Annotated in this window: 16 protein-coding genes; 15 read left to right on the top strand and 1 reads right to left on the bottom strand. The window is 54.2% G+C overall.

Annotated features, from left to right (window positions below; genetic code table 11):
* The first annotated feature begins 111 nt into the window (after window positions 1-111).
* The gene (locus NST07_RS25935; RefSeq protein ID WP_342480458.1) at window positions 112-798 is read left to right on the top strand and encodes a toprim domain-containing protein; all 687 of its coding nucleotides are present in this window, start codon (window positions 112-114) and stop codon (window positions 796-798) included.
* Between the two features lie 41 nt (window positions 799-839).
* On the opposite strand, the gene NST07_RS25930 is transcribed toward NST07_RS25935, so the two are convergent.
* Complete coding sequence (locus tag NST07_RS25930) at window positions 840-1,085, bottom strand: helix-turn-helix transcriptional regulator (protein ID WP_342480457.1); 246 nt, start codon at window positions 1,083-1,085, stop codon at window positions 840-842.
* Window positions 1,086-1,200: 115 nt separating this feature from the next.
* On the opposite strand from NST07_RS25930, the gene NST07_RS25925 reads away from it, so the two are divergent.
* The 14 genes from NST07_RS25925 to NST07_RS25860 all read left to right on the top strand — a co-directional run bounded on the left by NST07_RS25925 (window position 1,201) and on the right by NST07_RS25860 (window position 12,570).
* Window positions 1,201-1,893 carry a hypothetical protein gene (locus NST07_RS25925; protein ID WP_342480456.1) on the top strand — a complete coding sequence of 231 codons (693 nt, stop codon included), beginning with the start codon at window positions 1,201-1,203 and terminating at the stop codon, window positions 1,891-1,893.
* A gap of 210 nt (window positions 1,894-2,103) precedes the next feature.
* Entirely contained in the window at window positions 2,104-2,259 is a 156-nt protein-coding gene (locus tag NST07_RS25920; protein WP_342480455.1) for a hypothetical protein, read from the top strand.
* Entirely contained in the window at window positions 2,256-2,825 is a 570-nt protein-coding gene (locus NST07_RS25915; RefSeq protein WP_342480454.1) for a hypothetical protein, read from the top strand. Before NST07_RS25920 ends, NST07_RS25915 begins: the two co-directional genes overlap by 4 nt.
* Window positions 2,826-2,986: 161 nt before the next feature.
* Window positions 2,987-3,802, top strand: a complete 816-nt coding sequence (locus NST07_RS25910; protein WP_342480453.1) for a hypothetical protein — start codon at window positions 2,987-2,989, stop codon at window positions 3,800-3,802.
* A 99-nt stretch (window positions 3,803-3,901) separates the two neighbouring features.
* Window positions 3,902-4,375: a hypothetical protein gene (locus NST07_RS25905; RefSeq protein WP_342480452.1), complete on the top strand. Its 474-nt coding sequence runs from the start codon at window positions 3,902-3,904 to the stop codon at window positions 4,373-4,375.
* A gap of 21 nt (window positions 4,376-4,396) precedes the next feature.
* Complete coding sequence (locus tag NST07_RS25900; RefSeq protein WP_342480451.1) at window positions 4,397-6,550, top strand: hypothetical protein; 2,154 nt, start codon at window positions 4,397-4,399, stop codon at window positions 6,548-6,550.
* A 23-nt stretch (window positions 6,551-6,573) separates the two neighbouring features.
* Entirely contained in the window at window positions 6,574-8,841 is a 2,268-nt protein-coding gene (locus tag NST07_RS25895; RefSeq protein WP_342480450.1) for a DNA polymerase, read from the top strand.
* A complete protein-coding gene (locus tag NST07_RS25890; RefSeq protein WP_342480449.1) occupies window positions 8,842-9,333 on the top strand; it encodes a hypothetical protein in 492 nt (163 codons plus the stop codon).
* Window positions 9,330-9,977, top strand: a complete 648-nt coding sequence (locus tag NST07_RS25885; protein ID WP_342480448.1) for a 3'-5' exonuclease — start codon at window positions 9,330-9,332, stop codon at window positions 9,975-9,977. Before NST07_RS25890 ends, NST07_RS25885 begins: the two co-directional genes overlap by 4 nt.
* A gap of 1 nt (window position 9,978) precedes the next feature.
* Window positions 9,979-10,458, top strand: a complete 480-nt coding sequence (locus tag NST07_RS25880; RefSeq protein WP_342480447.1) for an HNH endonuclease — start codon at window positions 9,979-9,981, stop codon at window positions 10,456-10,458.
* A gap of 43 nt (window positions 10,459-10,501) precedes the next feature.
* A complete protein-coding gene (locus NST07_RS25875) occupies window positions 10,502-11,518 on the top strand; it encodes a hypothetical protein (protein ID WP_342480446.1) in 1,017 nt (338 codons plus the stop codon).
* Window positions 11,518-11,769, top strand: a complete 252-nt coding sequence (locus tag NST07_RS25870; RefSeq protein ID WP_342480445.1) for a hypothetical protein — start codon at window positions 11,518-11,520, stop codon at window positions 11,767-11,769. The genes NST07_RS25875 and NST07_RS25870 overlap by 1 nt, the downstream gene beginning before the upstream one ends.
* Window positions 11,769-12,044, top strand: a complete 276-nt coding sequence (locus NST07_RS25865) for a hypothetical protein (RefSeq protein WP_342480444.1) — start codon at window positions 11,769-11,771, stop codon at window positions 12,042-12,044. The genes NST07_RS25870 and NST07_RS25865 overlap by 1 nt, the downstream gene beginning before the upstream one ends.
* Window positions 12,034-12,570, top strand: a complete 537-nt coding sequence (locus tag NST07_RS25860; RefSeq protein WP_342480443.1) for a crossover junction endodeoxyribonuclease RuvC — start codon at window positions 12,034-12,036, stop codon at window positions 12,568-12,570. The genes NST07_RS25865 and NST07_RS25860 overlap by 11 nt, the downstream gene beginning before the upstream one ends.
* Window positions 12,571-12,781: the final 211 nt, after the last annotated feature.

The following is a 12,781-nucleotide window of genomic DNA, read 5'->3' as shown; positions in this document are numbered from 1 at the left end:
GCGTTTGGTGCGTGGAATGACGCGGGAGCTATTGATCCGGCTTGGGCGCGCGGCAGCCTGGTAAAGTTATTCGCGTTCCTGCGCAACATAACGGAGCATGAAGCGTTTACAATGTTATACAGCGCAGAGGACGAGAATGCACCGCCAAGCCTACGGATTAATCTGCGCGCTCCAGAAACGTCAACCCAGCGCAGGCCCATCGACATCACGACGTACATACAGCGAGAGATACCGTATTTATCGGGACGCGGCATTGCGCCAGTTATCCAGCGGCTTTACCGTTGCGGATACGACAGTAAGCGTAGCGCCGTAGTGATGCCGTGGGCGGGTCCGTCGGGTAACGTTATGAATGCGAAGTGGCGTGCGACGTGGGGCAAAGCCTTCTGGTACGCTGCGGGCGGGTCTCCGGTTAAGTCGATGGTCTACGGGATCGACATCGCATATGCGCGTAAGATTAAGCGGGCTGCCATTACGGAGGCAGAGATCGACGCTATGACGGCAGCGACGGCGGGTACGTTCGGACTTGCGGTAGGGGGCAGCGAGTTTACGGAGCAGAAGGCGGAAATGCTACGGCGGAGTCCGGTTGAGGATCTGCTGATTGCGGGCGATAACGATGCTGCCGGCGAGAAACTGCGCTGGGAGATCGAAAAGAAATTACGCGGACATATGCGCTTATACAACGTGAGAATACCGGACGGCCATAAGGACTTAAATGCGGCTGGAACGGAGGCAACTAGACTAGCGTGCGAAGAAGCTGTGCGGATTGCTATGTTTCGGACGCGCTTAGTAATACGTTAATTGTCGTCAAATTTTACGACATTTTATCGGTACGAACGAAGTTATTCGCTCGTTGCCTTATCGGGTGCCTTCCTGGTCCATTCGTACAGATCGTACGGAGACTCAAGTCCAAGAACGTCCGCTATTGTTCGCGCCTTATCCAGACCCATGACGCCGACCTTATTCCGATCGTTAATCCAGTGTCCAATCTGCGAACGAGAATAGCCTGTCCGCCGGCCTAACTCGGCTTGCGAAAGCTTACGTTCTTTGAGTAGCGCCCGAAGCCGGCATTCACCGACAACGTACATTCTAGCGCCTCCATTATTAAGTTAAAAGTATTCGTAATTTATTTTAACGCAAAGTGTACGTTATTGCTACGGACAACGTCATACCAAATGTAAGAGACGAAAAGGAGTGCTGCTAATGAACTTTGAACAACTGAATAGGTTTTACCGACAGTATCGTACTGCGCCATCGTCCGATAGTTTCGCGGACATTTACCGCGAGGCTTCGAGGCTGCTCCGGATACTTAACCGCAGCAAGATGCGGAGTTCCGGATACGGCGATAACGACGACGCTGACATGGTCTTCAACGACGTGATCATGCGCCTGGCCGAACGAGATGTCGACGATTTCGGAAAAGCGCTTGTCAGGGCGCTAAGCAACGGCCGTATCGACCACTTCCGCAAGGAAAAGACGCGACAGAAGTACGTCGATAATCGCGTAACGGTAGGCGAACCGAATTACGAAGAGGACGCGTCAACGTCCAACGTAACGCCGGAAGCGCCCGCAGATGAATACGTGTTTAATCGCAGAAAGAATACGGAAGACCAGCGCCAACTGATCTCCCGCATTCTCGAATCCGCCAAGATTCAATTCGATCCAACAACGGTTACAGCCGTTGAGGGACCAGGTTCGGATCACGTAACGGTTACAGCCGTTAACGAGATCAAGTCCGGAGCGAACGCCTTCTCAATTGCAAGATCGCTCGGAATAGCGCGTAACACAGTAGATCGAAAGATACTCCGTTTAGGCCGATATTTACCGGAAGGTTGCGATATACGCGAATACCTGCCGGAAGGATACGGCGTCAAGCGTGAATATGTGATCGCCTAAAGTGTCACTCACGGAACGGATTATCGGGCATGATGTCCGTTCCACTATTAATTATATCACAAGGGTCAAACAATTAGTCTTAAATGCTTATGTATAGAATAGCCTAATATTTCCTTTTTGAAACCCTACGTTTTCAATCTTACGCAAAAAATTTGCGGTTGTCAACGCTTATTTAACTACGCCCATCTTTAAACAACGGAGGAACGCGCCATGAAACGTAAAAATGACACGGAATCATCACATAAAGCACCGCGTAATATCGACCGCATTTATAACGGAAGCTACGAAGAATACGAAGACGCTGCGGATTACATTGACGTGCGTCGCGGCTGGCCTGACGTATTGAAAGGACGCGTGATCGCATGAAAGCCGCAACAATTGACCCGCAAGCCGGCGCGCATTTCATCGGTAAGATTTTCGTAACGCCGCACGCACTTGACCGCGCCGTTGAATATTTCGGAGTAGACCGCAGCAAAGCGCCAATGTTCGTTATGGATATGCTGCGCAAGGCAACGCTAATTTCGGAGCACGTCGTTGATGAGGACGGCAAGCCTGCGCGAATGTTCGCATATCAACGTACGGCCTTTATCGTAGCGCCCACGGAGCAAACGGTCCTTACATTATACCCGCGCCATCAAGCGCCAGAATCACTCCGTACGCCGATTGACCGGATTATCCAGCGTGCGGTAAGCGCAGCGGAGCGCAAGGAAAAGCGCGAAACGAAGCGTATCAAAGTTCGCAAAGCGGAGTTATCCGTAGAGCGCGCACAGCTTGACCTCCGCCGGGCGAAATCGGAGTCCGACCGCGTAGTCGCAGAAATGACGGCGCGTATTGGGTTGATTGACGCAGAGTGTGCGCAATTGGCGCGTGAACTACTGGAGATACAGCGCGAGAAAACGAACTTGATGAAAGGCGTCGTGGCCTACGTTTGACGCCTATTAGATGAAGCTGAGCGTTTATCCTACGCCAGCAACGCGGTATTAACGAGGAAGGGCAGTCATGCCATCCCGAAACTTAGCGGGAGTATGCGTTAATACCGTGTTGCGGACGTAGGAAGCTATAGTCCGAAATAAACGAAAAGGAACGTGATCGAATGAGCATGTTTACGAAGGTAGGCGCAGAGGCAGCGGCAGCAGGTAACAACGAAGGAGGCGCGAAGGAGAGTCCGATTATCTCGTTCAAATCCGGAACAACGCTTAAGGTCGGCGTCAAGTCGATTAACGATGTTGCGGAGTACTACGGATACGGAATGTTCGGCAAAGTAAACACGTTTCTTCCGGAGAAAGCCGCCGAGCGCAATGCTAAAGGCTACGTAACGAAAAATCCGTCATTGTGGGATCAAGCGGCTGACCTGCTCTACGCGGATGCTAACGCAGCGAAAGAAGCCGGCGCGGACGAAGCTGCGGTCAAAGTGTTCACGGATGAGGCGTATCTCTACAAAGGTAAAAAACGTTACTTGCGCGCTTTCTTCGACCTCACAACCGGTAAGGATATCGTAGTCGACCTGAGTCCAAAGCAAGAGCAGACGCTTAAGGCAACGATTGAGGATAACCTCGACGACCTCGACGCCATCGCGTTTAAGCTGACGAAGAAAGGCACCGGGACAAACGCAGTCGTTGCGCTGTCGGCCATCGTTAAAATGGACCGCGACCTGACCGCAGAGGAACGCGCCAACTTCGATAAGCTCGGTGAGGCTCCGTTCGACTTGGCGGATTTCGAATCGTGCTTGTACGTTGCCGACACCGCCGAGCAGACGAAGAATCTCGTAATCGCGGGCTTTGATATCGGTCGGCTCGGATTGTCTATCGGTGCCTCGGCGCAGCCTAGCGCGGGAGCTAATACGCAGACTCCGCCGCCGGCCGACGCTAACGCACCGCTGGACATTTCGGATGAGGATCTTCCGTTTTGATCGCGTGTCCAGAACGGCCGCAGACGCTGACATCAGGTAACAACGGTAATAAGCCGCCGGTCCGCGTGTTGGTTGCACTGGCCGACGTTAATAACGGAGATGAGTTTAACGAGAGAGGACGTGGTTCAGACGGCCCACCAAACGGAAATAACGGGGCGCTACTCGGAAATGATTGCGCAGGTAGCGCTCTTGGCTAACGGATGGATTCCGCACGAAAGCCGCACGAAAGAGGCGTATGACGTGCTCGCTACGAATCCGGAGACTGGGCGCGCGGAGAAGATCCAGTGTAAGACGATTAGACGGCGGACGGATCGCGGCAATGACCTCGTAATCTATGCGCGTAAAGGCGATGCGACTACGTATGATCTCGCTGACGCGGATTGGATCATCGGAGTTCTTGCGGACAATGGCGAGGTGCCGCGCGTATTTATCCTTGAGAATACGTGTCAATCGGAGTATTGGTCGGTAGAATCGCGTCTGGCTGCGAATGGCTGGCGGGAACTATCGATTGCGCTTAATCGGAATAGAGCGGAAGTGCAAGCGGCTGATATCGCGGAGACCCGCGCAGCCTAAACGAAAAGGAGACGCAAATAAATGGCGAAATTGAACGTAACGTATCCGGCAGTAGACGTAATGGTTAACGGTCAGGCTTACCGCAAAGTAGACCGCAAGGCGCAGGCGGGCGATATCGTTAAGGCGCTGAGAGATCACATGGATATCGCTGAGGGCGCGTTCTACGCTGTGTACGCGGACAGAGACGGTGACCCTGTGTTCAAGGACGATGGCGGGGACGAACGCTTCGTGTTCCTTGATCACCGTGATCGTTACGAGACGTTCGCGCCAGTTTCTACGCCTACTCCGGACGAGACCGCCACAACCACGTTCGACGGCGCACAATACCGCAAGGTCGACCGCTCGGCCCGCGAAGGTGACGTTATCGTGTTTACGGAGGCTCCGCGCAGCTACCTTACGTCAGGTAAGGCGTACGTTGTCGACGAAATTGACTTCGTAGGCGATGCGCAAATTACGGATGATGACGGAGACGATCTCGATACGGCCGGACTTGACTTCGACGTATACGAAAAAGTAACGGAGGAAGCAGCGCAGATTATCGCTACCCCGACCGTTGAGTACCGCGAAGTTAAGCGCTGGGCAGAAAAGGGCGAGCGCATCCGCATCATCAACCTTCATCCGAACGAGCGCCATTATGAACAGGGAGCGGAGTTTACTGTGAATGACGTAGACGGAGACGGTGACGTGCGGGTAACAGCGGGAGAGCTCAATCGTAAACTCGTGGTGCTTAGTGAATACGTAGTACTTGAACCGTTGGCAACCGCTCAGCCTGCGAAATACTCCGCCGGTGACTACGTTAAGGTAACGGGCAACTCCGTGCATCACGATTACGCGGAGGGCAGCGTAGTCAAAATCACGGAAACGCAAGACAACGTATATTACGGCGGTCAGCAGTTCCGCGCAGAGACTGCGGACGGAAAGCGCGGCAACTGGCTCGTAACGAATGATGTCAAACCTGCGGATGAGGCCGCGTTTGAAGCAGCCAAGGCGGAGCTGCAAAAGCCGAAGCCTGCGCGGTTGACCGTCGGGGATTACGCGAAGGTTATCGGACCTAACGATAATGATAATGATTACGAAATCGGAACGGTCGTACAAATTGCGGAGGACTGGACGCGCGGCCATATCACTTTCACGCGGGCCAGAAAAGCGGACGGACAGCTCGGAAACTACATCCGCGATTACCAACTGGAGCCCGCAACCGAAGCGGAGTTCTGGGAGCAACGTAGTCCAGCGGAACCTGAGCGCCTGACCGTCGGGGACTATGCGAAGATTGCTACGAAGGAAGGCGGCTTTCTCAGCGGAATTGTTGTCGGCGATGTCGTTCAGGTCGTAGAGAACCCGCATGAGCCAGACGACCGCCATTTCCGCGTTAGGAACTTTAACGGCCGGACCGGTTATGCCGACAAGAAGCGCGGGCTCACGCCAGCCACTCCGGAAGAAGTAGCGCAAGCTCAACGTAAAATCGCGGTCGGTCCGTTCGCTGACGGAGGCTTTGCACAGATTGTTAACGCCAACGCGGATAACGCCAGCCCTACCGCTATCCAACATCCGAATGCTTACGTTAAGGTAGCGGTGGAGCCCGCTGGCCGCGTAAGAGCGCTTAAGCTACTGGACGTTAGCGGAGGCTGCACCGGGTATGCCAACGCGGACGCCCTGCGCCAGATTACGGAGGCGGAGTATAACGCGGCCACACAACCGAAGGACCCGCGCGATGACTTCGCTAAAGGCGATAAAGTCCGGCTGATTAGTGGCGGTGAGACGGGAGGACTGTGTGACTACGAGACCGGAAATGTATACACGGTCTTATCGCCTAAATCCCCGCACGGAAACGGTAAAGTGCAGATTACAGGCGGAGGACAGCCGACCGGATACGCGCTCCCGGAACAACTCGTTAAGCTGACCGCAGAGGAAGCGCAGGAAATCGCTAAATGGAGCGCAATCGGACGTAAGGTCGGCGAGTTTAAGCGTGGCGATATCGTAGAGGCTAAGCGCGTAATGGGCGGAGGCGATTGGATTTACGGGCGCGTGGAGGACGGTCCGACTCCGCAGGGAGACGATAATTATATCGGAATGGGCTTGCGCCTTCATGACGGAGCCTACCGCGCCGTAACTGCGGAAGGTGCAGCGCTAATTGTACCGGTCGAGCAGCGCTTCGACGCGCAATCGGCAGCCTAAATTAACGGAGGTGACGCGGATATATGGACGTTAAACTAACGCTTAATCTACGCAGTCCGACCGCAGAGGAACCGGAAGACGTAACGGAGCGCATAGCCAGCGCTACCAAACGTAAGAAGGCAGCGGAGGAAACGATAGAGGACGCTTGGATTCGCATATTCACGCTAAAGAATACGGATGCCGATCGCGAAAAGTTAATCGCGGTAAAAGACGCAATGGACACGGGTGTGACGGGCAGGCACCCGTCCTGCGTCGGCAAACGTTTCAGCAAAGCGGAGGCTATGCGGATTTACGAGGACTTGCGCGTTTCGATCCGCGAGGAGAGACTGCGGAGTATGGTCGCGAAGACTCCGGCGAATTATTTCCTCATCGATAACGAGCGCTTACTCTCGCGGCTTAGCGACCGGCTGCGTAACGAGACGGAAGTAGCGGTCGACACGGAAACTACGGGAGTTGACGTTTATACTGACGTGATTGTCGGGATATCACTAACGTTGCCTTCCGTAAGTATTCCGCCGTTGGCCGTAAAGGGAATGCACGTTTATATTCCGGTTATGCACGATGAGGGCGAGCAGCTTTCGCGAGATTACGTTCTCTCGGAGCTGCGCTGGTTTCTCTATAGCGCGGATATCGGCAAGGTCCTCCATAACGCTATATTCGATATTGCGATGTTCCGGCGACACGGCTCCGATCTGCGCGGAGTAACGTGGGATACAATGGTCGCGATGCACTTACTAAACGAGAATGAACCGTCGTTCCGCCTGAAAGACTTAGCGCCGAAATACCTCGGAGTGGAATCTGATACGTTCGCGGAACTATTCGGCAAGACGCCGTTCAACGAGATTACGCTAGACATTGCGCTGGCATACGCGGCAAAGGATACCGACCTGACATGGCGGATGTACCAGTTCCAGCGCAAGCACTTCGCAACGCTTCCGACCGTGCTCGAATATTACGAAACGGTTGAGGTGCCACTGCTTTACGTAATCGTTGACTTGGAGGCGAACGGCTATGTCCTCGACTTAGATTTCGCGAAAGAGTACGGTGAGCAACTGAGCGCTCGCGCCAAAGAGCTGCATACGAAGCTTATCGGAGTCCTAGCGAAACATCACGAAGGGGACGGCGAGCTAAACCTTAATTCTACGCCGCAGATGAAGGCGGTGCTTTCGAAAGAAATCGGCCGTGATATTCCGAATATGGACGCTAAGAAGACGCTCAAGCCGCTGGGCCGTGAGTTCGGGGTTATCGCGGACTTACTCGAATATCGCAAGATAACGAAGCTCAGCGGAACGTACATCGACGCGCTGCCAACGAAACAGAATCCGACGACTAAGCGCTGGCACTCGCGGTTTAATCCGATGGGGACCGTCACCGGGCGGTTTAGCTCCGGCAAAGACGAGGATGCTGCGGATTCCAACCAGTTCAACGTTCAGAACCAGCCGGAGGAAGCGCGGAAGATGTTCCTAGCGCCGGCGGGAAAGGTCTTAGTATCGGCGGACTTTAAGGCGCAGGAGATACGTTGTACCGCGTACATGTCCGGGGAACCGGTCCTAATCGAAGCGTTCGAGAAGGGTATCGATCCATACGCTAATATGGCGAGCATGTATTACAAGCGCCCGTATCACGAAGTTTACAAGCTTCCTAACGGTGAGGATACGCCAGAACGTAAAGCAATGAAAGTCGTATGGCTGGCGACACTGTACGGGATGAGCTACTTTTCACTCGCGGAGATGCTCAAGTTAAAGAAACCGGAGGCAACCGCGTTTAAGGAAGAGCTGTTCGGAAGCATGCCGAAATTATCCGCATGGCTTAAGGCAAACGAGGAGCACGTCGCTAAGCATGGTTTCGTATGGGCGGATAAGCAGCAGCGGAAACGGCGCTTGCCGGACGGAACACTTAAGCGTAAAGAAATACCGTATGGTAAGTGGAACGATCATAAATACGAAGAGTGGCGCAAGCATAACGGAAAGATTAACCGGGCTATGCGTCAGGGTACGAATGCTCGCGTACAGGGAAGTTCCGCCGTCCAAACGAAAGTAACAATGATTAAAGCGCACGAGGAATGCCAGAAGCGCGAAGGATGGGCGCTATGGGGAACGATTCACGACGAATTAGTCTTCGAGATTCCCGAGGACTTCACCCGTGAGGACATCGCCGTTATTGAGCGCATCATGACACAGTCGTATTCGTGGGGCAACGTTGCCAACGGAACGGACATCGCGATTATGCTGCGCTGGGGGAAAGGCGTTACTCCGGACGAATGGTTCAAACGAAAAGAGGAGGCTGCGTAAATGACAACGATTAAATTAACGGAAGAACACCGCCGCGCTATATGGAACGAGGAGCCTATCGAGATTGACGGGGAGACGTACGAGGAAGATGCCGTTACGGAGGAAGACATGGACGATGACGGTAAAACTCGCACGCTACTCTTAAAACGTAAGAGTGACGGCGCGATGTTCCAGACGTGGTTGTATTGGGAGCGTTATGGATACGAGGATTATTCGTTTTCCGCACCGGAGAGTTCGAACTGCATGTGGGAAGTCGCGGAGGTTCCCGTTACGACTACGGAATGGCAGACGGTAATTGAGCGCGGCGTTCACGTTTATGAGGCGGAGTATCCCGGCGAGGGTTCGTATTGCTTGACGGTCGCAGATTTCGCGCAGAAACAAGCGGAGGCCATCGCAGAGTATGGTGAAGATACTTACGTAGTCATCAGCGCGGCAGTACGTACAGCCAGTGGTTGGCATCCGGTTGAACCTGCGAAGGAGGACGCAGCATGAACGCGGAAATCATTACGGTAATCGACATTGAAACGACGGGTCTATATCCCACTACGGATCACATTACGGAGATCGCCGCTATCCGAGCGGAGGTTGGTCCGGGCTGGATACGCGAGATCGGGCGGTTCCAGACGTTCGTAGCGCTGCCGACGGTAAATGGCGAAGCGGTTGAGATTCCGCCAGAGATTACGGAGTTGACGGGGATTAGCGCGGAGGACTTGCGCGGGGCTCCGCATATTGACTGCGCGCTGTCTACGTTGTGGTATTTCACGCGCATGTCCTGCGTCGTAGCGCATAACGCGCCCTTTGATCTAGCGTTTATTGCGGAAAAACACCGCCAACTCGCCGGATTTGGCGCGCTACCGTTCGCTTGTACCCGCGCCATGTCCCGCCTAGTCGATCCAGACGAAAGCGCGCGGCTTGCGGATGTCTGCGCCAGATATGGCGTTGAATTAAACGGACACCACCGCGCGATGAATGATGTAGAGGCTACGCTGCAGCTTTACGCGATCCTGCGTGAGAAGGCGAAATCGGCCGGTACTGATTACCGCAACGTTGTCGTAGATAGCGCAGAACGCCCTCTAACGTATACGCCGCCGGGTGCGCGTGTGATTACGATTGATAAAACGAAGGGAGTGGCGTAATTTGCGGGAAATTCCGCTAACACAAGGAAAGGTCGCGCTCGTTGACGACGAGGACTACGAGGAACTAGCGATTTTTCACTGGTTGTACGATGGTAGATATGCTATCCGAAAGGTTAAGGGCAGAAGTAAGGAGTACATGCACAGACAACTAATGCCCGTACACGAAAGCGGAGTCGTAGTTGACCACGTGAACGGTAACCCGCTAGATAACCGTCGGAGCAATCTTAGAGCGGCGACGTTTCAACAAAACGCAGCCAATAGTAAAATTCATGCTCATAACACATCAGGATACCGAGGTGTTTCTTTCTATAAGCGCGGAAAGGCGAAGAAGTGGCGGGCGCACATCACTATCGACGGCCTCCAGCACAGTCTTGGGTACTTTGTAACTGCGGAAGAAGCTGCGGAGGCGTACAACAGAAAGGCTATAGAAGTGTTCAAGGAGTTTGCGAGTTTGAACGTAATCCTAAAGGAGGCGGCTTAATATTACACGAGCAGAGACGCTAGTTAACGATTTCCTAACGCAAATGGATGCTTATTACGCGTCACCGGATACGTCATTTTACGATAGCACGCTTGAACGGAAATTCTACGAACAGAAACTTCGCCATATCGGATACAAGCCGTATCCTAACGACGGACTCGTAACGTTCGGCGCATCCGGTACGAATATGTGTGACCGCCAACTCTACTTTAAGAACGATAAAGGCACGCGCGCAGAGAAGTCCGCCGACATTCCGTTCCGAGGACGGCAGCGCCGCCAGGGCACAGCGGTCGTCGATTACGTTCAACTCGATATCCTGCATATGCCGAAGCGCCTCGGTAAATCTGCGCCGTTTACAATGGCTGTCCGCGACAATGGCGAATGGGACTTCGAAGACGCGGCGCAGGAACGGCGGGTACTTACGCATCCGCATCCGGAAACAGGCGAGCTCATTTCGTTCGCCATTACCGCTAAGCCCGACGGTAAGTTCGACTATGCTCCGGACGGCTCCCGCATTATCTTCGAGTATAAAACGAAGGCGAGCGGTCTGCGGCCGATGAACGGTAAGCTCGATTATAAAGGCGCGCAGGACGATCACAAACGCCAGGTCGTAGCGGAGTCACTCGTATTCGGAATTGACGAGGCGCTCATCGTATATGAGTCCACGCATAAGCCATCGTGGTTTTCGGACGAGGAGTCGTCGTCTGTTACGAAGGGGCAAAAAACGTGGAAAGAGGGCGCTCCCCTTACGGACATGCGCGCGTTCTATGTCCGGATTACGGACGTAATGAAGACGCAGCTTCTCAACGACTTAGCACGACAGGCTGCGCTCGTATACGCCGGAGAAGTTCCGTCCGTTACCGTTGAGATGACGGATAAATGCGGATTCTGCGCTTTCCGCGGACATTGCGCGGCCACACTTAGTGCGGGTAATTTGGCGTTGCTGCAGCGTGCGGAGTCGGCGATGGCTCACGGATCGATGGCGGGGAAAGCAGCGCATAAGAGTCTGCGGAATTACCTCGCGGGAGTTACGGAAATTAGCGAAGAGGAGGCCGCGTAATGTCGCAACTCTACGTAATCGAATCCATCCGCAATCTCGACGGAACAGCGCACGAACGCGAGGCCCAACGCAAAGGCCAGCGCGTAGAAATCCTTAACTGTACGGTCGGCCAGGCGCTACTCCTCGTATACCGCGACGATTACAATAAGCTGCTGCGGACTTCTCCGGTTACGAACGTATTGGCCGGCGCTAGCGAACTCGTAGTTTGGACGCAGAATAGCGAATATACATTCCGAAAGGCGGTGGCATAATGGACGAAACACTCGTGCGTGAGTTTATCGTTTTCGGAGCGCTTGGCCTTTTAACAGAGCACCTCAAGCGCGTGTCCGGCGGTGAGGTAATCGCAGGGATTCCGCGCGAAGCTAATGCGGTATTCGACGGACTGCGCGACATTGGTTTCGGTGTGAAGTGGGCGGAGTATGCTCCGGTTCTGTCCGAAATGCTGGCGGAATCTTGCGTCAGTATGCTTGCGCTAATAGAGGCGGAAGGAGGCGGAGGCAATCGCGAAGAAACCAGTGCAGCCTAAAACGCCGACCGCGCGCCATGCCGGACTCGACCTATCGCTAACCTCACCGGGCTTTGCGGTCATCGACGTTAAAAACCGTGTGCCGACGCTCGTCGCGACGTCAACCGTTAAGACGGACGCCAGCGAGGACCGACCTCTGCGATACGAGGTCATCGAAGCTCACGCGCTGCTATTCTTCCGCCAGCATCGTCCAGACAGCGCCATTGTTCGCGAGATATGGCCGCCTAGCCGCAATTTTGAGCAGAACGATAAGGTGCATGGCGCGTGGTCAGCGGTTGACCGGGCCCTCTCGCGCCTGGGCCTGGCCGTAATCGACGACATTTCGCCTAAGACCGTTAAAAAACTCGTTACCGGAAGCGGCAACGCAGAGAAAGCGCAGGTGGCGGAGGCGGTGCGTCGTTATCTGCGGTTGGCTCCGGATTACAAATTCAGCGCCGGCTATGACGACTCGGATGCGTGCGCGATTATTTTAGCGTATCTGATCCGCGAGAACTTAATCGATGAAATCGGAGGGATTGCGGCATGAGGATGTTTGATAACGCAGAATTAGCGGATATCATCGAAGACGAGGGCATCGGATACGCGGTACAAGAGTACGTAGATATTGAGCGCGTAACAGACCCGGAAACTCGCGCAATGTGGACGCAAGCGCACTTCTTACTCGGCGCAATATCTCAGCGTTGTTTCCGCGCGAGGGCAGCGCTTGAGGACGCGCTGACATGACGCAGCCTGACCGC

Source organism: Paenibacillus sp. FSL L8-0340, from assembly GCF_038593145.1.
GTDB lineage: Bacteria > Bacillota > Bacilli > Paenibacillales > Paenibacillaceae > Paenibacillus_AQ.
This window is presented reverse-complemented; position numbering and strand designations above follow the sequence as displayed.

Excerpts from the sequence above, each read along its gene's own strand:
- NST07_RS25935 (WP_342480458.1), top strand. The coding sequence starts at position 112 with ATGTTATACAGCGCAGAGGACGAGAATGCACCGCCAAGCCTACGGATT.
- NST07_RS25930 (WP_342480457.1), bottom strand. The coding sequence starts at position 1,085 with ATGTACGTTGTCGGTGAATGCCGGCTTCGGGCGCTACTCAAAGAACGT.
- NST07_RS25925 (WP_342480456.1), top strand. The coding sequence starts at position 1,201 with ATGAACTTTGAACAACTGAATAGGTTTTACCGACAGTATCGTACTGCG.
- NST07_RS25920 (WP_342480455.1), top strand. The coding sequence starts at position 2,104 with ATGAAACGTAAAAATGACACGGAATCATCACATAAAGCACCGCGTAAT.
- NST07_RS25915 (WP_342480454.1), top strand. The coding sequence starts at position 2,256 with ATGAAAGCCGCAACAATTGACCCGCAAGCCGGCGCGCATTTCATCGGT.
- NST07_RS25910 (WP_342480453.1), top strand. The coding sequence starts at position 2,987 with ATGAGCATGTTTACGAAGGTAGGCGCAGAGGCAGCGGCAGCAGGTAAC.
- NST07_RS25905 (WP_342480452.1), top strand. The coding sequence starts at position 3,902 with ATGAGTTTAACGAGAGAGGACGTGGTTCAGACGGCCCACCAAACGGAA.
- NST07_RS25900 (WP_342480451.1), top strand. The coding sequence starts at position 4,397 with ATGGCGAAATTGAACGTAACGTATCCGGCAGTAGACGTAATGGTTAAC.
- NST07_RS25895 (WP_342480450.1), top strand. The coding sequence starts at position 6,574 with ATGGACGTTAAACTAACGCTTAATCTACGCAGTCCGACCGCAGAGGAA.
- NST07_RS25890 (WP_342480449.1), top strand. The coding sequence starts at position 8,842 with ATGACAACGATTAAATTAACGGAAGAACACCGCCGCGCTATATGGAAC.
- NST07_RS25885 (WP_342480448.1), top strand. The coding sequence starts at position 9,330 with ATGAACGCGGAAATCATTACGGTAATCGACATTGAAACGACGGGTCTA.
- NST07_RS25875 (WP_342480446.1), top strand. The coding sequence starts at position 10,502 with ATGGATGCTTATTACGCGTCACCGGATACGTCATTTTACGATAGCACG.
- NST07_RS25870 (WP_342480445.1), top strand. The coding sequence starts at position 11,518 with ATGTCGCAACTCTACGTAATCGAATCCATCCGCAATCTCGACGGAACA.
- NST07_RS25865 (WP_342480444.1), top strand. The coding sequence starts at position 11,769 with ATGGACGAAACACTCGTGCGTGAGTTTATCGTTTTCGGAGCGCTTGGC.